Genomic DNA, 24032 nt, shown 5'->3' on the forward strand with positions numbered 1-24032 from the left:
GGTTCTCCCGGTTCAAGGCATGAAGGCTGGGCGCGCGCCGACGGTGGCGCTGGCGTGGTCGTGGGCATGGCTCAGGCACAACGCATTCAGTCCGGCGTCCAGGCCCGAGTACCAGGCGCCGCCCGCCAGCATCATGCGTTCGCCGTAGTTGCGCAGATAGGCCTGCGCGCGCTCGGCGGCATGGCCAACGGGATAAAGCGCCAAGGTCTTGAGCAAGGCCGGCGCCTGGACGCCGGCCGCCGGGCGGATGGCGCCGAACGGCGCGTCCATGAGCCCGGCCGTGTTGGCGTTGCTGCCCGCCTGGCCGGCAAAGCAGTGGATGACCGCGCAGAGCAGCGGCGCGCCCGCGTTACCCTCGGGCGCGTGGCGCGGGCAATCGAACTTGGCCGTCCCGGCGGCGCCCGGCGGCACCAGCGCCCCGTCCGCCAGCCGGATCGCCCGCCAGGCGCCGGCGCGCGCGGACAGGTCGGCCTGCACGGCGTCGTTGTCGGGGATGATCTGGATTTCACCGTCCAGCAGCCGCAGGCCGGCGGTCCATTCCCACAGGTTGCCGCACAGGTCGGCAATGCCGTGCGCCGTGCCGTCGTGCCGCCAGCGGTCGGGCCCGGAGCCGGTCAGGGTGGCGGGGTTGCCCTGGGCGCAGCCGGGCGCGCGGCCATCGACCCGCACGCCATGCTGCCCGGGCGCCACGGCGTCCCGGCCTTGGTCGGTATTGCCGCGCGGGAGGTGGCCGCGTTCGCGGCACCATTGCGCCAGCGCGGCCCGTTCGGCATTGGTGGCCAGGTGCCAGCCGGGGCCGCAGGCCCGCGCGGCCCGATGGGCTTGATCGAAATCCATGCCGCTGCCGGGCGCCTGGCCGGGCAGGCTGAGCAGTTCGCCGGCGCGTATCACGCCGCCATAGGTGCCGTAGAAGAACACCTGCTGCTGCCGTCCGGCCAGAACGAATGCGGGGTGTTCGCCGCCGGGAAAATCCTGCCGCAGGATCAGGTTCATGTAGCTGGCCTGTCCGCGGCGGGTATACAGCACGGTGCGCCGTCCGCCCGAGGCGCGTTCCACGCGGGCGCGCAGCGCGTCCTGTTTCCAGTAGGTGATCATGGCGATGGCTCCGGTGAATTCTGGCGTAGCGAACCGTCGACAATGACCTGCCAGTGCCCTTGGGAGCAGGGCTCGACCCGCGCGTCGACGCCATAGACCCGCGCGAGCAAGGCCGGGGTGATGACCTGTCGCGGCGCGCCCTGGGCGAACACGCCTGTCTGGTGCAGCACCACGGCATGGTCGGCAAAGCGCAGCGCGTGATTGAGGTCATGGATCGCCATGACGATGCATAGCGACCGCTGGCGCGACAGCCCGCGCAGCAGGGCCAGCACCTCGTATTGGCGTTGCAGGTCGAGCGCGCTGGTGGGCTCGTCCAGCAGCAGGATGCGGGGCGATCGGATCAACGCCTGGGCGATCGACACCAGCTGGCGCTGCCCGCCGCTCAACGCCGCCAGTTCACGCCCGGCCAGGTCGCCGATCCGCAGGGCTTTCAGCAGATGCGTCACGGCGTCGAGTTCGGTCTCATCGACCGACCAGCCCGCCCCTTGCTTGGCCGCGAGCAGTACGGCCTCGAACACCCGCAGCGACGATCCGCTGGAGATGTCCTGCGGCACGTGGGCGGGGCGATTGGGGTGCTGCGGCGGCCACGACACGACCGACCGGCCCGCCACCGCGACCGCCCCCGGACCGGACAACTCCCCCGCGATGCGGCGCAACAGCGTCGACTTGCCCGCCGCGTTCGACCCCAGCAAGGCGGTCACGCTGCCCGGCATCAACCCGGGCAGGTCGATCCCGTGCAGCACGCGTCGGGCGCCGTATGACGCGCCCACGCCGCGCACGTCGAGCAGGGGCGCGCTCATGGCCGCCTCCGGCGCAGGATCAGGGTGAAGAACAGCGGCACTCCCACCAGCGAGGTGACAATGCCGATCGGCAAGGTCTGGCCGGGCAGCACCGACTTGCTGAGCACCGAGGCGGCGGACAGCAGCAGCGCGCCGCACAGCGCGGCGGCCGGCAGCAGGAAGCGCTGGTCTTCGCCCACCACCATCCGCGCGATATGCGGTCCCACCAGCCCGATGAACCCGATGGTGCCGACAAACGACACGCAGACCGAGGCCAGCAGGCTGCCCAGCAGGATGCTGCTCAGGCGCAGCCGGGCGACGGGAATGCCCAGGCTGGCCGCGCGCGCCTCGCCCAGCCGCAGCGCCGTCAGGGCCCATGCCTGGCGCGCAAAGACCAGCCAGACCCCGGCAAGCACGCCGCCCATGATGGCCAGCTTGAGCCAGTTCGCGCGCGACAGGCTGCCCATGGTCCAGAACACGACGGCCGATAACGCCTGGTCCGGCGCGACATACTGCAGGGCTTCGAGCAGGGCGGTAAACGAGAACACGAGTGTCGTGCCCAGCAGCACGATCATCTCGCTGCTGATGCCCGGTTTGCGGCTCAGGCGGTGGATGAACAGCGCGGCGCCCATGGAAACGAGAAAGGCATTGGCCGGGATGGCATACGCCACGGCCGCAGCGGGCAACAGCGTCACGCCCAGCACCAGGCCGATGGCGGCGCCGAAACTGGCGGCGGCGGACAGGCCCAGCGTAAAGGGGCTGGCCAGCGGATTGTTCAGCACGGTCTGCATCTGCACGCCGGCCACCGCCAGGCTGGCGCCGACCACCAGCGCGGACAGGGCGACCGGCAGGCGCAATTCCCAGAAAATGACCTGCACCGCCAAGGGCGCATCCGGCCGCCACAAGGCGGCCAGGATTTGCCCGGGCGGATAGACCGCCTGGCCGGTCGAGAGATCCAGGCCCAGGCAAGCCAGCGTCAACAGGGCGATGCCGAGCAGGATCAGGCGCCGGCGCCGGACCAGTCGCCGGTAGGCCCGCCGGCCTTGTTCGCGTTCGGCCGGCGAGGCGGGGTGCGGGGCGGACAGCGCAGAGCGTTCGTGTGTCATGAGTCGGTGTTCAGGCTGAGCCAGTAGCCCGGTTGATAGGCAACGGGCAGGAATCGCGCATGCAGTTCGCGAAAGGTGGCGTCGGGATCGAGCGTGGCGAAACGCTCGGGATGCAGCCACTTGGCGACCTTCTGCAAGGCGACGAAGTAGTAGGGGTTGTCATAGAAGGGGTGCCAGATGGCGTGTACCCGCCCCCGCCGCACGGCGGCGAGCGTGCGATAGGCCGGCCGCTGCATCAGGCGCCGCAGGCGCGCGTGGCCTTCGGACGGATCGGCGCCCGGGCCGAGATTGACCCAGTCGCCCGTCGGCGAATACAGCCTCCAGTCGGCCCCGGTCACCAGAATGACTTCCGGATCGGCGGCGATCACCTGCTCGGGGTGCAACGTGCCAAAGGTGCCGTGCAACCAGTGCGATCCCAGGTTGTCGCCGCCGGCGGCCGTGACCAGTTCGCCGAAATTGCCATCGCCATAGGAAAGGCAGCAATCGTCATACAGGCCGGCCGCCCGCTCGACCATGACGCTGGGGCGATGGCCGAGGTCCCGCAACGGCGCCATGACACGGTCGATCTGTCGCTGGCGAAACCGCAGGAAGGACTGGGCGCGGACAGGCTCGCCCAGCACCTCGCCCATGATTTCGATGCTGCGTCGGGTGTTCTCGAACATGCGCGTGCGGAAGTCGACGTAGGCCAGGGGCACGCCGGCCCGCGCCAGCCGCGCCGCCAGGCCGGACGATTCGGCGGCGGCGCGCGAGCTCAGGTTCAACACCACCACGTCCGGTTCCAGCGAAATCGCCAGTTCGATGTCGATGGCGCCCACATTGGAGCCGCGAAACGTGGGAATGCGGTCGATCGTGGGAAAACGCTGGCGATAAGCCTGGTAGCCCCCCAGGTCGGCGGAACGGAAGTTGTCGCCCCAGCCCACGATGGGCGTGAATGGATCGTCCGGACGCAGTAGCGCGACCACGTAGGCCAGCGGGCCGTCGCCCAGCACGATACGGCGGGCCGGCAGGCGCGCCCGCACCGGGCGGCCGGCGATATCGGTCAGCGTGGCGGTGCCCTGCGCGGTGCCGCCCGCCGTGGCCAGAGGCAGCAGCGCGGCGCCGGCCATGCCGCGCAGGATCGCCCGGCGGGGGCGGGAGGGTGTCACGGGCACGGCGTCACCAGCGGTAGCTCAGGGTCGCGACGGCGCTGCGGTCCTGGCCAATGAAGCAGTACATCGCCGATACGCAACTGGCGACGTAATGCTTGTTGGTCAGGTTGCTGACGTTCAGCCCCAGGCTGGCGCCGCGCAGGCCGGGCGAGAGCCGGGCCAGGTCATAGCTGACGGCCATGTCCAGCAGCGTGACGGCGGGCACCTTGAAGGTGTTGGCCGGGTCGCCGTAGGTCGAGCCCAGGTAGCGCACGCCGACGCCAGCCAGCAGGCCCGCCAGCGGGCCGCCGCCGACGCGGTAGTCCACCCAGGCCGAGGCGCTGTGGCGCGGGGTCTGGGCCAGGCTCTTGCCGCGATACGCCGCATCCTTGACCAATTGATTGTCCAGGTAGGCATAGCTGGCGATCAGGTTCAGGCCGGGAGCCAGCCGGGTGTTGGCCTGCAGTTCGACGCCTCGCGAGCGCACTTCGCCCGATTGCGTCCAATAGCCCAGATGCCGGGTATCCGATGTCTTGACGTTGGTCTGGTTCAGCTGGAACACGGCCGCGCTCAGCATCGTGCTCGAATTCGCGGGTTGGAACTTCACGCCCGCTTCGTACTGGGTCGCCTCGGTCGGCTTGAAGGCGCTGCCGCCGTAATCGTTGCCCAACACCGGGTCGAACGAGGTGGCATAGCTGAAGTAGGGCGAGAGGCCGTTATCGAAGACATAGCCCAGGCCCGCGCGCGTGCTCCATTTGCGGTCTTTCTGTTCGCTGCGCTTCCAGACGGGCGAATAGCTGCGCGATTCATCCTCGGTTCTGGAGGAGTCGTGCCGCGCGCTCAACGTCAGGCGCCAGCCTGCGTAGGCCACCTGGTCCTGGGCGTAGACGCCCACGCGGTCAAAGCGCTGGCGCACGTTGTAGGGCCAACGGGTCCTGCTGTCGGTGAAATCCGGTGTGGCGACAGGGCGATAGTGGTCGGGATCGTAAGGGTCGAACGCCACCGGATCCATGCGATACGAGTCGTTGCGCAACGTGCCCTTGGCGTAGTCAACGCCCAGCAGAAGGGTGTGCCGGGTCGGGCCGAGGTCGAAGCTGCCAGTGAGGTTGTTGTCGGCCGAGAAGGTGTTGGAACTGGCCGGGGCCAGGCCGTAGGTGCCTTCGAGCCACAGGTGGCCGGCCCGGTTCTGATAGCCGTAGATCGAGGTGCGCTGGATGTCGGAGTCGACGTACATGTAGCGCATGTTGCTGTTGAAGGACCAGCCATTGCCGAAATCATGGCTGAACAACGAGCTGATCGAATCCTGCTTGCGGCTCGATCCCTGGAAATCCATGTCGGTGTAATTGCGTCGGCGGTCCACCCGCGGATACGGGCTGCCATTCAGGCCCAGGGCGACCGCCGGCAGGCTGTTGTAGTCGGGAATCTCGGGCTCGCGCGAATGCGTGGCCAGCAGCGTCCACGAAGTCGAGGCCGTGGGCCGCCAGGTCAGGGCGGGCGCCAGATAGACGCGCTGGTGCCTGACGTCCTCGACCTGGCCCTTGGCGTCCAGGCCGATCGCGGTCAGCCGATAGAGCCATTGGCCGTCCTGGTCGAGCGGGCCGGTGGTGTCGATCGCGATCTGCCGGCGGCCGAAATTGCCCATCTGCAGATTGATCTCGTGGGCGGATTCCGCCTGCGGCCGGCGGCTGACCTGGTTGACGATGCCGCCGCCCGTGCCCTGGCCGTACACCGCCGAAGCCGGCCCCCGCAGCACTTCCACGCGCTCCAACGCGAACGGATCCACCTGCGTGGTCCAGGTCGATACGTTGGTGATCATGCGCAGGCCGTCCAGGTAGTAGTCCGCGTCCACGCCCCGGATCCGGGTCAGGTCCAGCTGGCCGCCGAATCCGCCGTACTTCTCGCTGTAGGCGCCAGCGGTATAGCGCAACGCCTGGCTGGCGCTGGCCGGCTGCTGCACGTCCATCTGCCCGCGCGTGATGACGGAGATCGACTGCGGCGTCTCCAGGATGGGGGTTGCGGTCTTGGTGCCGGCGCGGGATTGCTCCGCCACGTATCCGTGGACCGGCCCTTCGGCGCCCGCGTCGCTGTCGCCGCTGACCGTGACGCCGGCAAGGGTGGGTACTTCGGCGGCGGCGTCGCCAGGGTTGCCTTGCGGGGGCGCGGCCAGGCCGGGCGAGGGCAGGGCCAGCAGGGACGCCAGCAGCAGCCCGGCGCGGGCGGCAACGCCGCGAATTGCCTGGGCAGGGGGCGCGCAAAGGGGGCAAGCAGAGGCGGGGCGAGCCTCGAATCGGCAGGTCATCGTGTACATCCGTGTGGGCAGAAAGCGGTGCAGTATATTCATCGACCGACCGTCGGTCAATGTAAATAAATCGCATTTGCGCTTCGATGGGCGATGCCGCAGGAACGGGGCGAGCGGGTGGAGGAGGGGCGGATTTCGTGTACGAGAGGCAAATTCCCTCGAATACCGCCTCTGTCATGCTGAATATATAAAATCATACATATGCTGTATGATATAAAACGTATATATGAAATTAATCACGATAAGATTCCATTATCGTGAGTAAATAACCGACTTGAACCGGGAAATCGAGCCATGGCCACGGGAATTACGGAATTGGATGTCTGGCGCGCCTCCGACGCCTTGCTGCTGGAGGGCGCGCGGCCCACCATCGAGCGGGTGCGCCAGAAGATCGGGCGTGGCTCGCCCAATACGGTCAGTCCGCACCTGGAATCCTGGTTCCGATCGCTGGGCGCGCGCATCCAGGATCCGGGCGCGTTCGCGGCGCCCGCCGCGGTGCCCGAGCCGGTGGCCCAGGCCGCCGCGCATTTCTGGGAATCGGCGCTGGCCGCCGCCCGCGCCGAGCAGGCCGAGGCCAACCGACAGCGCTGGGCGGAACTACATGAAGAGGGCGAGCGGCTGGATGCGCTCACCGAACAGCTGCGCCAGCGCGAAGCCAATCTGGAACACCGCGAACGCGACCTGGAGGCCGGCCTGAAGGTCGCCACCGGCCAACTGGCCGCCACCGAGGAACGCCTGCGGGCGGCCGAGGCCCAGTTGCGCCAGCGCGACGAAGCCGTGGCGGTGGAGCAACGGCAGTTGGCGGACGCCCGCGGCGCCTTGCTGGCTCACGTGGCCGATGCCGAGCGCGCCCGGGGCGAGCAGGCCGAGGCCCTGGCCGCCACCCAGGAGCGTCATGCCGCCCATGAGCGCCGCTGGCTCAACGAGCTGGACGCCGAGCGCGGCCAGGTCAAGCGCCTGCAGGCCCGGCTGGACGAATTGCAGGCCGCCCAGCAGCAACAGGCCGAACAATCGCGCCAGGCCCTGGCGCAGGCGGCCGAGCGCCAGCGCGGCGCCGAGTCAGAGGCCGCCGAGCGCCTGCGGGCGGCCCAGGCCGAGGTCCTGGCCGCGCGCGGGGAAGCCCAGGCGCAGCTGAGCCGGCAACTGGCCGATGTGGCCGTCGCGCAGGAAGCGCTGCAGGCCTCGCGCCGCCGCGAGCAGGACCTGACCCAGCGCCTGGCGGCCAGCGATGCCCAGCAGGCGGACCTGCTGGGCCAGTTGCGGACCCGCGACGGGCAGTTGCTGGAACTGACGCGGCACCTGATTGCCGCCCGGGTCGCCGTGCGGCCCACGCCGGGCGGGACGAAATAGGGGGTACCGGCGGGGTTTTCGGATAAATTCGTACACGGCCCGATCCTTGCGCGGCCGTTGCCTGGAGCACCGCTTGAACCCGAACCCACGCCCGAACGCGGACCTTGCCCGCAACCTGCTCGTCATCGTCATCCTGTCGGCCTTGATGATCGGCAGCCTGTATGTGCTGAAACCCTTCCTGTTCGGGCTGATCTGGGCCACCACCATCGTGGTGGCGACCTGGCCGGTGATGCTGGCGGTGCAGAAGCGCTGCGGCGGCCGGCGCTGGATGGCGACGGTGGCCATGCTGATCGTGCTGCTGGTGGTGATCGTGCTGCCGCTGTACCAGGCCATCTCCACCCTGGCGCTGCATGGCGGCGCCATCATGACCGCCATCAAGAGCTTGCCCGACTACGCCCTGATGGCGCCGCCGGGCTGGGTGCAGGGCATCCCGCTGGGCGGGCCGCGCATCGCCCAGGAATGGCAGGCGCTGGCCGATGCCGGCGCGGGCGGACTGCTGGCGCGCCTGGAGCCCTATGTGACCATGGCGGCCAAGTGGCTGCTGAGCAATGCGGCCATCGTCGGCGTGTTCGTGATGCACATGTTGATCACCATCGTCATCGCCGGCATTCTCTATAGCCAGGGCGATGTCGCCGCCAATTTCGTGCAGCGCTTCGCCAATCGCCTGGCTGGCCATCGCGGCGTGTCGGCGATCCGCCTGGCGGGCCTGTCGATCCGCGCGGTGGCGCTGGGCATCGTGGTGACGGCGGTGGTGCAGTCGGCGCTGGGCGGGCTGGGCCTGTGGATCGCCGGGGTGCCGGCGGCCGGGATCATCACCGCACTGATGCTGATGCTGTGCCTGGCCCAGCTGGGGCCGTTCCTGCCGTTGCTGGGCGGCGTGGTCTGGCTGTTCCAGAACGACATGAAGGTGGCCGCGGTCCTGCTGCTGGTGTGGGCGGTGCTGGTGACCATGCTCGACAACCTGCTGCGGCCGATGCTGATCAAGCGCGGCGTGAATCTGTCGATGCTGCTGATCCTGGCGGGAGTGCTGGGCGGCATGTTCGCCTTCGGCATCGTCGGCCTGTTCATCGGCCCGGTGATCCTGGCGGTGACCTCGACGCTGCTCAAGGCCTGGGTCGACGAGGTGCCGCCGCCCGAGGCCAACGCGCCGGCCGTGGCCCGTCAGCCCACCGATCTCTGAGGCGTCGCGGGCCGGGCATCGGCCCGCGCCTGCCTGGCCGCCTAGGCGTCCGGCGAGACCGCAAGCTGGTGCAATTTTTATTGCCGCCAGGTCCGTATCCTTGGCGGGTGCGCCGCGATCCGCGGCGCGTCGCCCGCCCGCAACCAGGAGACCTCCGTGACGACCGACTCCCCGCAACCCTTCGATTGGCGCCTCGCCGTGGTCGATCCGACGCCACGGGCGCCCGCGGGCTTCCGCTCGCTGGTCACGCCGACCAGTCGCGGCTCGACCACGCTGTTCGAGCGCGCCGCCGACCTGCGCGACGATTGGGACGCGGAAAAGGCGCCGTATACCTATGGCCTGCACGGCACCCCCACCGTGCTGGAGCTGGGCGCGCGCATCGCGCAACTGGAGCAGGGGCGCCACTGCTTCATCACGCCGGGCGGGCAGGCCGCCATCGCCTTGATCTACCTGGCTTTCTGCGGCGCCGGCGACCACGCGCTGCTGCCGGATACCGCCTACGGTCCCAACCAGGGGCTGGCCGGCGGCCTGCTCAAGCGGCTGGGCATCGAGGTGCAAACCTACGATCCGCTGATCGGCGCGGGCATCGCCGCGCTGCTGCGGCCCAATACCCGGCTGGTCTGGTGCGAGAGCCCGGGCTCGGCCACCATGGAAATCCAGGACGTGCCGGCGATCGCGGCGGCCGCGCACCGGGCCGGCGCGGTGGTGGCGCTGGACAATACCTACGCCGCCGGCGTGCTGTTCGATGCCTTCGCCCACGGCGCGGACGTCACCATGCAGGCGCTGACCAAGTACATCGGCGGCCACAGCGACCTGCTGCTGGGCTCGGTGACCTGCCGCGACGAGGCGCACTACCGGGCGCTGGGCGAGGCGCGCAATTTCCTCGGCATGGCGGCCTCGCCGGACGATTGCAGCCTGGCGCTGCGCGGACTGCAGACTCTGGGGGTGCGGCTGGCGCAACTGGAGCGCGGCACGCTGGAGGTGGCGCAATGGCTGGCGCGCCGGCCCGAGGTGCGGACGGTGCTGCACCCGGCCTTGCCATCGTGCCCGGGCCACGAGATCTGGAGGCGCGATTTCACCGGCTCGGCCAGCGTGTTTTCGATCGTGTTGCGGGACGGCCCCAGCCGTGCGCAAATCGAGGCCTTCGTCGACCGGCTGGCGCTGTTCAAGATCGGCTACAGCTGGGGCGGCGTGACCAGCCTGGCGGCGCCATACTTCAACCTGCGCCGCACGCTGCGTCCGTATGGCGACCGGCTGGTGCGCCTGAATGTGGGGCTGGAGCCGCCCGCCGCGCTGATCGCGGACCTGGAACAGGCGTTCGCGGCGCTGGCCTAGGGCCTGTTCACGCGACCAGGAGCCGTGCATTGGCCCTGGCGCGGGAACGGCCGTCGCGGCGCCCGCTCGCGGCGGCGGCCGCCGGAAAGGGCGTAACATCTCGAGCCAGGCGCTGCCGCCGCGTTCGCGCGATGCCTCGCGGCGCCGGCCTTTCCCGTTTTTGACGCAGTTTCCAAGATGACGACGTACCCGCCGATTGCTTTCCCCTCCCGTTCCCTGGCCTCCCTCCGACAGGCGGACCGGCCATGAGCGACAGCGTCCGCCTGGCCAAGCGCCTGGCCACCGAACAATCCTGTTCGCGCGGCGACGCCGAACGCTATATCGAGGGCGGCTGGGTCGCCGTGGACGGCAAGGTGGTCGAGGAACCCGGCTATCGCGTCCAGCCCGGGCAGGCCGTCAGCCTGTTGCCCGGCGCCCGCCTCGAAGAGATGCGCCCGGTCAGCGTGCTGGTGCACAAGCCGGCCGGCCTGTCGGCCTCGGATCCGGCCGAATCGGCGCTGGACCTGGTCGTGCCCGCCAACCTGATGCCGGGCGACCGCTCGGGCCAGCGCTATCTCAAGCGCATGTTCAATGGCCTGAAGCTGGCCACGCCGCTGGAACGCGCGGCCAGCGGGCTGGTGGTCTACACCCAGGAATTCGCGGTGGCGCGCAAGCTCATCGAAGAGGGGCGCCACGTCGAGCAGGAATACATCGCGCAGGTGCGCGGCACGCTCGATGCGGCCGCGCTGGCGCGCCTGCAGCGCGGCCTGGCCTATGAGGGCCGGCCGGCCACGCCGATGAAGGTCAGCTGGCAGAATGAGAGCCACCTGCGCTTCGCGCTGAAGACGCCCGCCCTGGGATTCATCGAGTACGCCTGCGACAGCGTCGGGCTGCAACTGCAAGCCCTGCGCCGCATCCGTATCGGCCGTCTGCCGATGGCCGGACTGGCCGCGGGGCAGTGGCGCTACCGGCTGGAATACGAGCGCTTCTAGCGCCGCGGCGCGGGCGTGGCCACGGGACGGGGCGTTCGAGACGGCATTCGCCCGCCGCATGCGCTGTTACGGACTTAAAGTAGATTCTGGAATAAGTTGAAGTGGATTCTGGAATCATGCGATTCCAGACTTCATCCTGATTCTCCGTTTGTTATTTAATTTATTGATAAATAAGAATAATAAAAATGATCTGAAAGGGATGGCATATGCCGGCAAGGCAGCACGAGCGACACGCTCCGCAGGATCCGGCACGGCGCGGCCTGCTCAAGGCCGCCGGCGCGCTGGGCCTGTCCAGCCTGGCGCTGGCCGGTTGCGCGAGCCGCGTGGCCGCGCCGGCGGACCGTGGCGAGGCGGCGCCATCTTCCGGGCCGTCTTCGGCGGCGCCGCGGCGCGATGCGCCCGTGCCGGCCTTGCGTCCGGGCGGCCGTGTCGCCATCGTGGCGCCGGCCTCGGCGGCCGATGGCGCGGCCTTCGAGGCGGCGGAATGGCTGCAGGCGCGCGGTTACGACCCGCGCATCATGCCGGCCGCGCTGACGCGCAGCGATCCGCCCTATGACTACCTGGCCGGTGACGACGACGCCCGGCTGAACGACCTGCACGCGGCCTTTGCCGACCCGGCCATCGACGCCATCTGGTGCCTGCAAGGCGGTTTCGGCTCGTGGCGGCTGGCGGACCGGCTCGACATCGGCCTGCTGCGCCAGCACCCCAAGCCCTTCATCGGCTACAGCGACATCACCGCGCTGCACCTGGCGATCCAGCGCCATGCCGGCTTCGTGACGTTCCACGGGCCGATGCTGGCGCAGGACCTGGTGGCGGGCAAGCAGGAGCCCACCGCCAGCCACGTGCTGGCGATGGTCGGCGGCCAGTTCGGGCAGGGCGCCTGGATCGACGCCCCGCCGGAATCCAACCCGGTGGTGCTGGCGCCCGGCGTGGCCAGCGGCCGGCTGGTGGGCGGCAACCTGGCGCTGATCGCCGCCATGATCGGCTCGCGCCACGAGATCGCCACGCGCGACGCCATCCTGTTCATCGAGGACGTCAACGAGGCGCTGCCGCGCATCGACCGCTTGCTGTCGCAATTGCGCGCGGCCGGCAAGTTCGATCGCATCAAGGGCGTGCTGGCCGGCAATTTCACCCGCCTGGGGCTGCCGGGGGGTGACGCGGTCGGCCAGAGCCTGTTGTTCCCGCTGCTGCTGGAGCAATTCCAGGCGCGCGGCATCCCGGTGCTGGCGGCCTGGCCCAGCGGCCATGGCGACCCCAACCTGACGCTGCCGCTCGGCGCCCTGGTGACGCTGGACACCCAGCGGCGCGGCTTGCGGCTGGAACAGGCCGTGGCGGTCCAGGCCGCGCCGCTGTAGCCCGGAGACCCGCCGCATGAATCCTTTCTTCGATACCCTGAGCCGCCGGTTGAACGCGCCCGAACGCCAGCGCCCGCGGCAGCGGCATGCCCGCGCCAAGGCGTTCCATTGCGTTTGCGGCCAGCGGGTGTTCTTCAACAACACCGAATGCCTGAACTGCCATCGGCAACTGGGCTTCGATCCGCGCCACGGCCACATCGTGGCGCTGGACCCGGGCAAGACAGATGGTTCCTGGATCGAGGCCGGGCGGGTGCGCGGCAGGACCTTCAAGCGCTGCGTCAATTTCTCGTCGCCGGCCGCCTGCAATTGGCTGCTGCCGGCCGCGCGCGCGGATCATCTCTGCATCGCCTGCAGCCTCAATCGCACCATCCCCGACCTGTCGGTGCCGGGCAATGGCGCGCTGTGGCGCAAGGTCGAGAGCGCCAAGCGCCAGTTGATCGCCCAGTTGCTGACGCTGGGGCTGCCGATTCCGCGGGCGCGCACGCCGGGCGACGGCGGGCTGGCGTTCGACCTGCTGGCGCCCTCTGACGACGGCGCGCCGCTCCTGACCGGCCATGGCCATGGGCTGATCACGCTCAATATCCACGAGGCCGACGACGCCTACCGGGTCCAGGTGCGCGAGGCGATGCACGAGCCGTACCGCACCCTGGTGGGCCATTTCCGCCACGAGATCGGCCATTTCTATTGGGACCGGCTGGTGGCCGGCAGCTCCTGGCTGGCGCCATTCCGTCAGGTGTTCGGCGATGAGCGCGAAGACTACGCGCAGGCGTTGCGACGCCATTACGAGCAGGGCGCGCCGGCCGACTGGGCGCAACGCTTCATCAGCGCCTACGCCTCGTCGCATCCCTGGGAAGACTGGGCCGAGACCTGGGCCCATTACCTGCACATGATGGACGCGCTGGACACCGCTTTCAGCTTTGGCGTGGCGCGGGTGCCGCTAGAGCAGGCCAGCGATCCATTCACCCGGGCGTCGCTGTACGACCCGGACGATCCCGAGGGCCAGGGCTTTCTCGACCTGGTCAATGGCTGGGTGGCGCTGACCGGCGTGCTCAACGAGCTGTCACGCAGCATGGGTCAGCGCGACTTCTATCCCTTCGTGCTGCCCGCCGCGGTGGTGGGCAAGCTGCAGTTCGTGCATCGGGTGATCCGGGCCGCGGCGCGCTGATGCCGCGGCCGGTTGCGGCGCGGTGCGCGCTCAGATGCGCCGCGCCGACCATTCGCCCTTGCCGGCGGCGCTGCCCTGGATGGTGGTGCCGTTGACTTCCCCGGTGTAGCGCACGCCGTCGGCGGTGAACGAGATGGTGCGGCCGTCCATGCGCGCGTCCGAGATCTCGCTGGAGCCGAGCTTGCCCGACAGCATCTGGTACTGCTGTTCCAGTTGCAGCGTGCGGCCGCCCACCTGCCAGCGGCCGTCGACCTTGGCCGGCACCACCCACAACAGCGCGTTGCAGTAGGTCTGGCAGGCCTCGGTCACGGTCTCGGAGGCATCCGGCTCCCAGTCGCCCATGCGGAAGGTGTTGGACACGATGCGGGTGCCCGGCGGCAATTCCAGCAGCTTGGGCCGCAGCTTCTCGTTGATGGTCGACAGCAGGAACATGGTGATCACATCGGCCTGCGACAGGTCGGTCTCGAACAGGTCCGCGACCTCGAACGTGGCGCGGCGGGACATGCCGGCCTTGGCCGCGTTGCTGCGCGACAGCGCCACCAGGTCGGGGTTGTACTCGATGCCCTTGGCGGTCAGGCCGCGCTGGGCGGCGGTGATGACGGTGCGGCCGTCGCCCGAGCCCAGGTCCATCAGCCGGTCCTGCGGCGTGACCTGGGCCATGTCGAGCATCTTGTCCACCAGCGTCTGCGGGGTCGGCACCCAGATGACGTCCTTGCCGTCCTGGCCGACGTCGGGCACGTAGCCTTCGGCCGCGGCGGCCTGGGGCGCGGCGGGAGTGCCTGCGCCGGCGGCGCGGGCCTCGGCCAGGATCGACAGGGACAAGGCCAGCGCCAGCGCCGATGCCATGATGGTCCAGCGGCGGGCGGGCGAGAGGGACGAATGGGCACGTTGCATGATGAAGACTCCTAGGGCGAAGAAAAGCGGGAGGGGCGGCTCATTGCAGGTCGCGCCTGTCCGGGGCGCGCGTCTCGGCGGGGCGCAGCAGCCGCAGCATCGGCACCCCCAGCACCAGCACGCCCAGGCCGATCAGGGCCCCGGCGCCAGCGTAGGCGGCGCTGGAATAGACCAGGCCGGCGCAGGTCAGCGCCAGCAGGGCCGGGGTCAGCGGATACAGGGGCACGCGGAACGGCCGCGGGCGCGCCGGGTCACGCTGGCGCAGGCGCCATACCGACGCGGCCACCAGCAGCATGAACAGCCAGAACACCGGCGCGGTGTAGGCCACCATGGTCTGCACCGCGTTGTGGCTGAAGGCGCCCACCGCCAACAGGGCCAGGGTGATGACGCCCTGCGCCAGCAAGGCGCTGACCGGGGTCTCCTTGCGTTCGTTCCAGCCGGCCAGCGCACGCAGCCGCGGCACGTCGCGGCCCAGCGCGTAATAGACGCGGGCGCCGGTGATGATGGTGCCGTTGATGGTGCTGAGCGCGGTGGCGCAGATCACCAGGCTCAGCAGGGCGGCGGCATAGGGGCCGGCGGCCAGCTGCATCACCGCCGCGCCCAGCGCCGGCGTGTCGCGCAGGCCCTGCAGGCCGAACAGTTCCAGCAGGGCGAGATTGGTCAGGAGATAGGCGCCGGTCACCACCACGGTGCCGATCAGCAGCACCCGCGCCATGTTGCGGCCGGGATTGCGCAGCTCGCCGCTGAGATAGGCGGCCTCGTTCCAGCCGCCGTAGGTCAGCAGCACGAACACCATGCCCATGCCCATCAGTCCGGCCGGGTTGCCGCCCAGCGGCGCCGGCGCGGGCGCGGCGGGCGAGGCGGTGAACAGGGCGGCGCCCAGCACCGCCGTCAGCGCCACCAGCGTCAGGATCGTGAACAGCCATTGCAGGCGCTTGGAGTGGCGGGTGCCGGCCACGTTCAGCGCGGTCAGGCCGATCACCGACAGCGCCGCGTGCACGGTGGCCCCATGCGTGCCGAGCGGCAGCAGCTGCTGCGCGTAGTCGCCATAGATGAAGGCCACCACGGCGATCGCGCCGGTCTGGATCACGGTGCAGCGCGCCCAGGCGAACAGCAGGCCGACCCGCGGCCCCCAGGCGCGCGACAGATACAGGTATTCCCCGCCAGCGCCGGGATAGGCCGCGCCCAGCTCGGCATAGCAGAGCGCGCCCACCAGCATCACCAGCCCGCCCGCGGCCCAGTAGGCCAGGTACATCGCCTCGGACGTGGCGTGCTGCGCCACCAGCGGTGGGAAGCCGAAGATGCCGATGCCGATCACCACGCCCACCAGCACCACGGTCGCATCCATCACCGACAGACCGGGCGGGCCGAGCGCGTGCGCGCCCGCGCCGCTCCCCGCGCCGGCTGCACTGGGGCTGGGGCGCAAGGAACGGGGCAAAGGCGGCATCGAAGTCTCCCGGGGATCGCCAGCGCACGGGCGTGCGGCGTGCCAGGCATTCATCCTGACAATAGGCTGAATAAAGAGTGACCCCGGGCGGGGAAGGAAAGTTTCTACGGGATTTCCCGTAGCCGATGCGGGCCGCGGTCAGGCGCGGGACGAGCCCCCGCCGGGAGGCGGGCCCGCGAAAGGGCTTACTGCTTGGGCGAAACCGGCTTCAGGCGCGACGGCACTTCGTCCAGATCGCTGCAGACGGCCAGCACTTCGGCCGGCTTCTTGCTCAGCGACAGGTAGACGTGGCCGATGCCGCTGTCGAAATAGGCGGACTCCAGCCGGTTGAGCACCACGCTGTCGCCGTTCTCGAACTGGATGCGCACCTTGCCCGACAGCACCAGCGCGAACTCCTGGCCGGGGTGGCGGATGTAGTCCTCGAACTCGACCACCTTGCGCGAATCGATCAGCGCCAGCATGGGCATCATCTTCTTGCCCGGGTATTCGCCCATCAACAGCCGGTAGTGGTAGTTGTCGGTGGCGTAGTCGCGGGCGTCGCTGAGCTTGTTCTTGACGTAGGTGGGCGCGACCTCGGCCTGGGGCGCGTCGCCCAGCATGAACATGCGCGTCATGTCGATGTCCAGCGCCCGGGCCAGCGCGGCGAACTTCTCGTAGCTCAGGGCGATCTGGCCCAGTTCGGCCTTGGACAGCGTCGATACCGCGATGCCGCTGGCCTGCGACAGTGCCTGCAGCGTCATTTTCCGGGCCTTGCGCTCGGCGCGCAGGCGGGCGCCCATTACTTCCTTGCCCACGATGTCGGGTGGGGCCGTCTTGCGGGTAGGGGCCATGTAGCGGTCTGGGCGTCTAGGGGTTTGGGAGGGAAAGCGGACGGGGCCCGCAAGCCCCGCCGCGCATACGCCGGATTGTATAAGGCGGCGCCGGTCAGGCGGGCGTGCGCGCCAGCACCCGGCCGGCATGCTCGCCGGTGAAGGCCTGCTCGCGCCAGACGGGCACGCCGTTGACATAGACCGAATGGATGCCGGCGGCGCGTTCGGTCGGCCGCTCGAAGGTGGCGGTGTCGGCCACGGTGGCCGGATCGAACACCACCAGGTCGGCGAAGTAGCCCGGCCGCAGCTGCCCGCGCTCGGCCAGGCCGAAGCGCTGGGCGGTCAGGCCGGTCATTTTCCAGACCGCCGTTTCCAGCGGGAACAGGCCCAGGTCGCGCGCGTAGTGGCCCAGCACCCGCGGGAAGGTGCCCCACAGCCGCGGATGGGGGCGTTCGTCGTGCGGCAAGCCGTCCGAGCCGATCATGGTGGGGCCGAACGCCAGGATGCGCTGCACGTCGGGCTCGTCCATCATGAAATAGATCGCGCCGGCCGGCTGCAGCTCGGGCACCACGTCGTACTTGGACTTGCCGCGCTCGGCCGCGACCTCTTCCAGGTCGCGCCCGCTCAGTTCGGGGAAGGGCTTGCACCAGGTGATGATGGTGCGGCCGGCCAGCAGCACGCGGTCCTGCTTGAGCATGGTGGAGCCGGCCACGTAGGGATAGGCGTCCAGCGACACGTCCTGGCGCGCCATGGCCGCTTCGATCAGCGGCAGGGTTTCGCGCGAACGGCCGAAGTTGGGCTGGCCCATGACCTTGTGGTGCGAGATCACCACCGGCACGTCCAGCTCGCGGCCGATGCGGAAGGTTTCCTCCAGCGCCGCCACGATGTGCTCGCCCTCGTCGCGCATGTGGGTGGCATAGATGCCGCCATGCGTGCTCAGGGGGCGGCAGACCTCGATGATCTCCTCGGTGGTGGCGCGCGCCGCGGGCGGGTAGAAGGCGCCGGTCGAAATGCCGATGGCGCCGCTGGCCATGGCTTCCTCGGCCAGCGCGCGCATGGCGTCGATCTCGGCGTCGGTGGCTTCGCGCTGCAGGTCGGGCATGACGGCGGCGCGCAGCGTCGAGTGGCCCACCATGCAGGCGGCATTGACCGCCGCGGGCGTGGCGCGCAGGGCGTCCAGGTAGTCGGCGAAGCGGGCGAATTGATAGGAGCCGCCTTCGTCCAGCAGGTCCAGCGGCGCCGGCGGGTTGGCGTGCGCCAGCGGCGCCAGGCTGATGCCGCAGTTGCCCGTGACCACCGTGGTGACGCCCTGCGAGATCTTGGGCGTCATGTCGCGGCGCTTGAGCAGGTAGTTGTCGTCGTGGGTGTGCGAGTCGATGAAGCCCGGCGCCAGCACCTGGCCGGCGACGTCGATCCGGTGGCGCGCGGGGGCGTCCGACAGGTCGCCGATGGCGGCAATGCGGTCGCCGCGCACGCCGACGTCGGCGCGCTGTCCGGGGGTGTTGGCGCCGTCGATGACGGTGCCGCCGACGAACAGGTAGTCAAAGGGCTGCGATTCGGATGAAGTCATGGGATCTCCGGTGAATGTCGAGGCGGCTCAGGCGAAATGGCAGGCGACCAGCTGGCCGGCGCCGACCGGGCGCGCCACGGGCGTTTCCTGGGCGCAACGCGCCTGGGCCTGCGGACAGCGGGTGCGGAAGGCGCAGCCGGACGGCGGCGCCAGCGGGCTGGGAATCTCGCCCTTGAGCACCGCCACCGGGGCGCGTTCGCCGCGGCGGGCCGAGGGCACCGCGGCCAGCAGGGCGCGGGTGTAGGGGTGGGCCGGGTGGTTGAAGACCGCGTCGCGGGTGCCGGTCTCGACGATCCTGCCCAGGTACATCACCGCCACGTGGTGGCTGATGTGGCGCACCACGCTCAGGTCGTGCGAGATGAACACATAGGTCAGGCCCAGGTCGCGCTGCAGGTCCATCAGTAGATTGATGACCTGTGCCTGCACCGACACGTCCAGCGCCGAGACCGGTTCGTCGCAGACGATCAGGCCCGGCTCCGGCGCCAGGGCGCGCGCGATGACGATGCGCTGGCGCTGGCCGCCGGAGAATTCGTGCGGATAGCGGTCGGCCGCGTCCGGCCGCAGGCTGACCCGCGCCAGCAGTTGCGCCACGCGCTCGCGGATGGCCTCGCGGCCATAGCCGAAATTGCGCAGCGGTTCGCCGATGATGTCGCGCACCCGCATGCGCGGGTTCATCGACGAAAACGGATCCTGGAAGATGAACTGCATCCGGCGCCGCATGGCGCGCAGCTGGTTGCTGTTCATGCCCGCCAGGTCGGCGCCTTCGAGCAGAATGCGGCCCTCGGTGGGGTCGGTCAGCCGGATCAGGCATTTGCCGGTGGTCGACTTGCCGCAGCCGGACTCGCCCACCAGGCTCAGGGTCTGGCCGCGCGCGACCGACAGCGACACGCCGTCGACCGCGCGCAGCACCTTGCCGCCGTCCACGGGGAAATGCTTTTTCAGGCCGACCACCTCCAGCAGGGGGGCGGACGGGGCGGATGCCGCGGCGGCGGCGGGGAAAGGCGCATCGTGCAGGTTCATCGCGGGGCTTGCTCCATCGTGGCGGCCGGCGCGGCCTGGCGCGCCCAGCACCAGACGCGGTGGCGGTCGCCGCTGGCGACCTCGGGCGGCGTCTCGTCGGCGCAGCGCGGCAGGGCCTCGCGACAGCGCGCGGCGAAGGCGCAGCCGCGCGATTCGGGCGTCACCACCGGCACGATGCCGGGCAGCTCGGCCAGGCGGGCGGTATGGTCCTGGCCGTCGACGAAGTCGGGCAGCGAGCGGATCAGCGCCTGGGTATAGGGATGGGCGGCATGGTCCAGCACGTCGTCGACGCTGCCTTCCTCGACCTTGCGGCCGGCGTACATGACGATGACCCGCTGGCACATCTGCGCCACCACGCCCAGATCGTGGGTGATCAGCACGATGGCGGTGCCCAGCCGCGCCTGGATGTCGCGCAGCAGGTGCAGGATCTGCGCCTGGATGGTGACGTCCAGCGCGGTGGTCGGCTCGTCGGCGATCAGCACCTTGGGCTGGCACGCCAGCGCCATGGCGATCATGGCGCGCTGGCGCATGCCGCCGGACAGCTGGTAGGGGTATTCGTGCACGCGCCGCGCCGGGTCGGAGATCTGCACCAGTTCCAGCAGTGCCTCGGCCTGCTTCATGGCCTCGCGCCGCGACAGGCCCTGGTGCAGCATCAGCGGCTCGCTGATCTGGCGGCCGATCGTGAACACCGGGTTGAGCGAGGTCATCGGCTCCTGGAAGATCATCGACAGCTGGTTGCCGCGCACGGCCCGCATGGCCTTCTCGGGCAGGGCCAGCAGGTCGCGGCCGTCGAATTCGACGCTGCCGCGCGCCACGCGCCCGGGCGTGCGCAGCAGCCGCATGATGGACAGCGACGTGACGCTCTTGCCGCAGCCGGATTCGCCGACCAGGCCGAGGGTCTCGCCCGGCATCAGGTCGAACGACAGGCCGTCCACGGCCAGCACCGTGGTCTCGTCGCCGTCGAAACAGGTGGTCAGGTCATTCACTTGCAGGACAGGTTGGGATGGCATGCGCGCTCCTACAGCTTTTTCGCCAGGCGCGGATCGAGCATGTCGCGCAGCCCGTCGCCCACCAGATTGACGGCCAGCACGGCCACGCCCAGGAACAGGCCCGGATACAGGATGATGTGGAACGCCACCGCGACGAAGTTGCGGCCCTCGGCCATGATGTTGCCCCAGCTCGGGGTCTGCGGCGGGATGCCCACGCCCAGGAAGCTCAGCACGGCCTCGGTCAGGATGGCCGAGGCGGCGATGAAGGTGGCCTGCACCATCAGCGGCGCGAACAGGTTGGGCAGGATGTGGCGCAGCAGGATGGCCGGCACGCGGGTGCCGGCGGCCACGGCCGCCTCGATATAGGGCTGTTCGCGGATGGTCAGCACCAGGGCGCGCACCAGCCGCACCACGCGCGGCACCTCGGGCACCACGATGGCCACGATCACGGTGCCCAGGCCGCCCTTGAGCGTGGCCATCAGCGCGATCGCCAGCAGCACGCCGGGAATCGCCATCAGGCCGTCCATGATGCGCATGATCAGGGCATCCAGGCGGCGGAAGTAGCCGGCCAGCATGCCCAGCAGGACGCCGCCCGCGGTCGACACCAGCGCGACCACGACGCCGACCAGCAGCGACACCCGCGCGCCCCACAGGGTGCGCGCATAGACGTCGCGGCCCAGCGCGTCGGTGCCGAAGAAGTGTTCGGCCGACGGCGGCTTCATGCGCGCCATCGGGTTGATGTCCTGCGGATCGACCGCGGTCAGCCAGGGCGCGGCCAGCGCGATCACCGCGAGCGCCAGCAGGATGGCGCAGCCGATGTACAGCATCGGATGGCGCCGCAGCGAGCGGGCGGCGCGGCGCCAGCGCGGGCGCGGCACGGCCAGGGGCAGGGTGGTGGTGGTCATGGATCGCCCCTCTTCAATAGCGGATGCGCGGGTCGAACAGGCGGTAGCTCAGGTCGACCAGCAGGTTGATCAGCACGTAGATGCCCGAGGCCACCAGCAGCACGCCCTGGATCACGGGGTAGTCGTGGCGCAGCACGGCGTCGATGGTCAGGCGGCCCAGGCCGGGAATGGCGAACACGGTTTCGGTGACCACCACGCCGCCGATCAGCAGCGCCACGCCCACGCCGATGGTGGTGACGATGGGATTGGCGGCGTTCTTGAGCGCGTGCCAGACGATCGGGCCGGCCGCCAGGCCCTTGGCGCGGGCGGTGCGGATGTAGTCTTCCGACAGCGCCTCCAGCATGGTGGCGCGGGTCATGCGGGTCAGCAGGGCCATGTACACCAGCCCCAGCGACAGACAGGGCAGCACCAGGTGCCGCAGATACGGCGCCAGGCCGTCGGCCAGCGGCTTGTAGCCCTGCACCGGCAGCCAGCCCAGCTTGATGGAAAAGCCGTACACCAGGCTGTAGCCGATCAGGAACACCGGCACCGAGAACGCGCAGACCGCGCCGACCATCACCAGCCGGTCGAGCCACTTGCCGGCGTTCCAGGCCGCCAGCACGCCCAGCGGCAGCGCCGCCAGCACCGCGAACAGCATGGTGAAGATGGCGATCGACAGCGTCGGGCCCATGCGCTGGCCGATCAGTTGCGCCACCGGCATCTGGGTGGCGATCGAGGTGCCCAGGTCGCCCGTGGCGAGATGGCCGACCCAGATGCCGAACTGCAGCAGCAGCGGCTTGTCCAGGCCCAGGTTCTGGCGGATTTTCTCGACGTCCTCGGTGGTGGCGTTGTCGCCCGCGATCACCGCCGCCGGGTCGCCCGGCGACAGGTGGATCAAGAGGAACACCACGACCGCGACCACGGCCATGACGGGTATGATGGCCGCGATGCGGCGCAGAATGGTTTTCACGCTGGGTTTCCCCCCGGCCTGACGCGGCGCGCACGGGGCGCTGGGCGGCGGCCTGATTGTCCAGGGGCGGGGCGCGCGTGGCGATCACGCGCGGCCCCGCGCCGCGTTATGGTTTTTCCACGTTCCACATCACGGGGATGCCGGTCTTCATCAGCTCCGTGTGCGACAGCCCGCGGATCGCCGACACCGGCTTGAATTCGCCCCACATGACGTACGGCACCGACTCGTAGGCGCGCGCCTGCAGCCTGGCCGCGATGTCCTTGCGCTTGGCGGCGTCGGGTTCCTGGATCCACTGCGTGCGCAGCGCGTCCAGTTCCTTGTCGCAGGGCCAGCCCGGCAGGCTGTTGCCGCAGGCGGCCGACAGCCAGGGGTTGGTCAGCGGCGTGCTGGCGTCGTAGTAGCCGCCCCAGGTCAGGAACAGGCTCCAGCCGCCTTGCTCGGGCGGGTCCTTCTTCAGGCGGCGCGCCGCCAGCGAGGCCCAGTCCATGGATTGCAGGTCGACCTTGAGGCCGGCCTTCTTCATGTTCTGCGTCAGCACCATGACGGCGGGCGCGCTGATGTGGTCGGTCGGGTACAGCACCACGATCTTCTCGCCTTTGTAGCCGGCCTCCTGCAGCAGCTGCTTGGCGCGCGCCAGGTCGGGCTTGGCATAGGGCGCGGCGCCGGCGTCGGTGGCCAGCGGCGAGCCGCAGATGTAGAGCGTGGCGCAATAGTCGACGCGGTACTTCTCCGGGTAGCCGATGGCCGCCAGCATTTCCTTCTGGCTGAACAGGTAATACAGGGCCTGGCGCGCCTGCGGCTTGTCGAACGGCGGATGCAGCGCGTTGACGATGGCCATGCCCTGGGTGGCGACGGAGGTGTTCAGGGTGATGGCGGGGTTGGTCTCCAGCACCGGCAGGAAGTCGGGCGTGGTCTGCTCGATCATGTCGACTTCGCCGTTCATCAGCGCGGCGGTGGCGGTATTGCCGTCGGGGATGTAGATCCACTCGATGCGGTCGACCTTGGCGACCTTGCCGCCGGCCAGGCCGTCGGCCGGTTCGTTGCGCGGCACGTAGGCCGGGTTCTTGACGTAGACCACCTTGTTGCCCGGCACCCACTCATCGCGCTTGAACAGGAACGGGCCGGAGCCGACCATTTCCGTCACGGGCGTGTTCGGGTCGGTCTGCGCCAGGCGCTTGGGCATGATGAACGGCGGCATGCCCGACGGCTTGGCGAGCGCGTCCAGCACCAGGCCGAACGGCTGCTTGAGCGTCAGCGAGAAGCTGTCGGGGCCGGTGGCTGCCATTTCGGCGCCCGCGGCCATCAGGGCCTGGCCCATCGTGTCCTTCTTGGCCCAGCGCTGCAGCGAGGCGATGCAGTCCTCGGCGGTCACCGGGGTGCCGTCGTTGAACTTCAGCCCCGGGCGCAGCTTGAAGGTCCAGGCCTTGCCGTCGGGCGAGGCGGTCCAGCTTTCCACCATCTGCGGCTTGGGCTGGCCCTGGCTGTCCTGCGCGAACAGCGTGTCGAACACCATGTAGCCGTGGTTGCGGGTGATATAGGCGGTATTGAACAGCGGGTCCAGCGTCTTCAGGTCCGCGTGCGGCACCATCCGCAGCGTCTTGGTCTGGGCCTGGGCCGGCTGGCCCGCGGCCAGGCCGCAGGCCAGCAGGGCGGCGGCGCCCAGCAGGCTGAATCGTTTCATCATGGT

General features: G+C 69.7%; 20 protein-coding genes. 6 read left to right on the top strand and 14 right to left on the bottom strand.

Annotation, left to right across the window (positions count from 1 at the left end):
* Positions 1-12: 12 nt before the first annotated feature.
* From H0523_RS18735 to H0523_RS18755, 5 genes are read right to left on the bottom strand one after another with little or no spacing between them, the layout of a single operon-like run.
* A complete protein-coding gene (locus tag H0523_RS18735; RefSeq protein ID WP_054430368.1) occupies positions 13-1095 on the bottom strand; it encodes a hypothetical protein in 1083 nt (360 codons plus the stop codon).
* Positions 1092-1895: an ABC transporter ATP-binding protein gene (locus H0523_RS18740; RefSeq protein ID WP_054430369.1), complete on the bottom strand. Its 804-nt coding sequence runs from the start codon at positions 1893-1895 to the stop codon at positions 1092-1094. The genes H0523_RS18735 and H0523_RS18740 overlap by 4 nt, the downstream gene beginning before the upstream one ends.
* Positions 1892-2980 (bottom strand): FecCD family ABC transporter permease, encoded by a 1089-nt coding sequence (locus tag H0523_RS18745; protein ID WP_054430370.1) that lies wholly within the window; start codon positions 2978-2980, stop codon positions 1892-1894. The genes H0523_RS18740 and H0523_RS18745 overlap by 4 nt, the downstream gene beginning before the upstream one ends.
* Positions 2977-4125 (bottom strand): ABC transporter substrate-binding protein, encoded by a 1149-nt coding sequence (locus H0523_RS18750; protein ID WP_231689839.1) that lies wholly within the window; start codon positions 4123-4125, stop codon positions 2977-2979. The genes H0523_RS18745 and H0523_RS18750 overlap by 4 nt, the downstream gene beginning before the upstream one ends.
* A 10-nt stretch (positions 4126-4135) precedes the next feature.
* Positions 4136-6406 carry a TonB-dependent siderophore receptor gene (locus H0523_RS18755; RefSeq protein ID WP_082404463.1) on the bottom strand — a complete coding sequence of 757 codons (2271 nt, stop codon included), beginning with the start codon at positions 6404-6406 and terminating at the stop codon, positions 4136-4138.
* A gap of 294 nt (positions 6407-6700) precedes the next feature.
* Between H0523_RS18755 and H0523_RS18760 the strand changes: the two genes are divergently transcribed.
* From H0523_RS18760 to H0523_RS18785, 6 genes are all read left to right on the top strand, one after another.
* The gene (locus tag H0523_RS18760) at positions 6701-7756 is read left to right on the top strand and encodes a DNA-binding protein (protein ID WP_054430372.1); all 1056 of its coding nucleotides are present in this window, start codon (positions 6701-6703) and stop codon (positions 7754-7756) included.
* A 73-nt stretch (positions 7757-7829) separates the two neighbouring features.
* Positions 7830-8936 (top strand): AI-2E family transporter YdiK, encoded by a 1107-nt coding sequence (gene ydiK / locus H0523_RS18765; RefSeq protein WP_082385656.1) that lies wholly within the window; start codon positions 7830-7832, stop codon positions 8934-8936.
* A gap of 156 nt (positions 8937-9092) precedes the next feature.
* Positions 9093-10271 carry a cystathionine beta-lyase gene (locus tag H0523_RS18770; protein WP_082385657.1) on the top strand — a complete coding sequence of 393 codons (1179 nt, stop codon included), beginning with the start codon at positions 9093-9095 and terminating at the stop codon, positions 10269-10271.
* A 245-nt stretch (positions 10272-10516) separates the two neighbouring features.
* Positions 10517-11242, top strand: a complete 726-nt coding sequence (locus H0523_RS18775; RefSeq protein WP_054430373.1) for an RNA pseudouridine synthase — start codon at positions 10517-10519, stop codon at positions 11240-11242.
* A 401-nt stretch (positions 11243-11643) separates the two neighbouring features.
* Entirely contained in the window at positions 11644-12597 is a 954-nt protein-coding gene (locus H0523_RS18780; RefSeq protein ID WP_054430659.1) for a S66 peptidase family protein, read from the top strand.
* A 16-nt stretch (positions 12598-12613) separates the two neighbouring features.
* Positions 12614-13762, top strand: a complete 1149-nt coding sequence (locus H0523_RS18785) for a zinc-binding metallopeptidase family protein (RefSeq protein ID WP_054430374.1) — start codon at positions 12614-12616, stop codon at positions 13760-13762.
* 30 nt (positions 13763-13792) lie between these two features.
* On the opposite strand, the gene H0523_RS18790 is transcribed toward H0523_RS18785, so the two are convergent.
* The 9 genes from H0523_RS18790 to H0523_RS18830 all read right to left on the bottom strand — a co-directional run bounded on the left by H0523_RS18790 (position 13793) and on the right by H0523_RS18830 (position 24029).
* Positions 13793-14656: an SAM-dependent methyltransferase gene (locus tag H0523_RS18790; protein WP_082385658.1), complete on the bottom strand. Its 864-nt coding sequence runs from the start codon at positions 14654-14656 to the stop codon at positions 13793-13795.
* 40 nt (positions 14657-14696) lie between these two features.
* Positions 14697-16004, bottom strand: coding sequence for an APC family permease (locus tag H0523_RS18795; protein ID WP_054430375.1), 1308 nt, complete (start codon positions 16002-16004; stop codon positions 14697-14699).
* Between the two features lie 284 nt (positions 16005-16288).
* A complete protein-coding gene (locus tag H0523_RS18800; RefSeq protein WP_054430376.1) occupies positions 16289-16933 on the bottom strand; it encodes a helix-turn-helix domain-containing protein in 645 nt (214 codons plus the stop codon).
* Between the two features lie 94 nt (positions 16934-17027).
* On the bottom strand, positions 17028-18482 hold the full coding sequence (locus tag H0523_RS18805; protein ID WP_054430377.1) for an N-acyl-D-amino-acid deacylase family protein: 1455 nt from the start codon (positions 18480-18482) through the stop codon (positions 17028-17030).
* A 27-nt stretch (positions 18483-18509) separates the two neighbouring features.
* Positions 18510-19502 carry an ABC transporter ATP-binding protein gene (locus tag H0523_RS18810; RefSeq protein WP_054430378.1) on the bottom strand — a complete coding sequence of 331 codons (993 nt, stop codon included), beginning with the start codon at positions 19500-19502 and terminating at the stop codon, positions 18510-18512.
* Positions 19499-20512 carry an ABC transporter ATP-binding protein gene (locus H0523_RS18815; protein ID WP_054430379.1) on the bottom strand — a complete coding sequence of 338 codons (1014 nt, stop codon included), beginning with the start codon at positions 20510-20512 and terminating at the stop codon, positions 19499-19501. The genes H0523_RS18810 and H0523_RS18815 overlap by 4 nt, the downstream gene beginning before the upstream one ends.
* Positions 20513-20520: 8 nt before the next feature.
* Positions 20521-21396 (bottom strand): ABC transporter permease, encoded by an 876-nt coding sequence (locus H0523_RS18820; protein ID WP_054430380.1) that lies wholly within the window; start codon positions 21394-21396, stop codon positions 20521-20523.
* Between the two features lie 13 nt (positions 21397-21409).
* Complete coding sequence (locus H0523_RS18825; RefSeq protein ID WP_156350016.1) at positions 21410-22345, bottom strand: ABC transporter permease; 936 nt, start codon at positions 22343-22345, stop codon at positions 21410-21412.
* Between the two features lie 106 nt (positions 22346-22451).
* The gene (locus H0523_RS18830) at positions 22452-24029 is read right to left on the bottom strand and encodes an ABC transporter substrate-binding protein (protein ID WP_180180121.1); all 1578 of its coding nucleotides are present in this window, start codon (positions 24027-24029) and stop codon (positions 22452-22454) included.
* Between the last annotated feature and the right edge of the window lie 3 nt (positions 24030-24032).

The organism is Achromobacter insuavis, from assembly GCF_902859645.1.
Taxonomy (GTDB): domain Bacteria; phylum Pseudomonadota; class Gammaproteobacteria; order Burkholderiales; family Burkholderiaceae_B; genus Achromobacter; species Achromobacter insuavis.

What these genes read in the sequence shown, in the direction of transcription:
- H0523_RS18775 (WP_054430373.1), top strand. Translation starts at nt 10,517, where the DNA reads ATGAGCGACAGCGTCCGCCTGGCCAAGCGCCTGGCCACCGAACAATCC.
- H0523_RS18830 (WP_180180121.1), bottom strand. Translation starts at nt 24,029, where the DNA reads ATGATGAAACGATTCAGCCTGCTGGGCGCCGCCGCCCTGCTGGCCTGC.
- H0523_RS18790 (WP_082385658.1), bottom strand. Translation starts at nt 14,656, where the DNA reads ATGCAACGTGCCCATTCGTCCCTCTCGCCCGCCCGCCGCTGGACCATC.
- H0523_RS18800 (WP_054430376.1), bottom strand. Translation starts at nt 16,933, where the DNA reads ATGGCCCCTACCCGCAAGACGGCCCCACCCGACATCGTGGGCAAGGAA.
- H0523_RS18745 (WP_054430370.1), bottom strand. Translation starts at nt 2,980, where the DNA reads ATGACACACGAACGCTCTGCGCTGTCCGCCCCGCACCCCGCCTCGCCG.
- H0523_RS18760 (WP_054430372.1), top strand. Translation starts at nt 6,701, where the DNA reads ATGGCCACGGGAATTACGGAATTGGATGTCTGGCGCGCCTCCGACGCC.
- H0523_RS18805 (WP_054430377.1), bottom strand. Translation starts at nt 18,482, where the DNA reads ATGACTTCATCCGAATCGCAGCCCTTTGACTACCTGTTCGTCGGCGGC.
- H0523_RS18785 (WP_054430374.1), top strand. Translation starts at nt 12,614, where the DNA reads ATGAATCCTTTCTTCGATACCCTGAGCCGCCGGTTGAACGCGCCCGAA.
- H0523_RS18810 (WP_054430378.1), bottom strand. Translation starts at nt 19,502, where the DNA reads ATGAACCTGCACGATGCGCCTTTCCCCGCCGCCGCCGCGGCATCCGCC.
- H0523_RS18740 (WP_054430369.1), bottom strand. Translation starts at nt 1,895, where the DNA reads ATGAGCGCGCCCCTGCTCGACGTGCGCGGCGTGGGCGCGTCATACGGC.
- H0523_RS18815 (WP_054430379.1), bottom strand. Translation starts at nt 20,512, where the DNA reads ATGCCATCCCAACCTGTCCTGCAAGTGAATGACCTGACCACCTGTTTC.
- H0523_RS18735 (WP_054430368.1), bottom strand. Translation starts at nt 1,095, where the DNA reads ATGATCACCTACTGGAAACAGGACGCGCTGCGCGCCCGCGTGGAACGC.
- H0523_RS18820 (WP_054430380.1), bottom strand. Translation starts at nt 21,396, where the DNA reads ATGACCACCACCACCCTGCCCCTGGCCGTGCCGCGCCCGCGCTGGCGC.
- H0523_RS18795 (WP_054430375.1), bottom strand. Translation starts at nt 16,004, where the DNA reads ATGGATGCGACCGTGGTGCTGGTGGGCGTGGTGATCGGCATCGGCATC.
- H0523_RS18755 (WP_082404463.1), bottom strand. Translation starts at nt 6,406, where the DNA reads ATGACCTGCCGATTCGAGGCTCGCCCCGCCTCTGCTTGCCCCCTTTGC.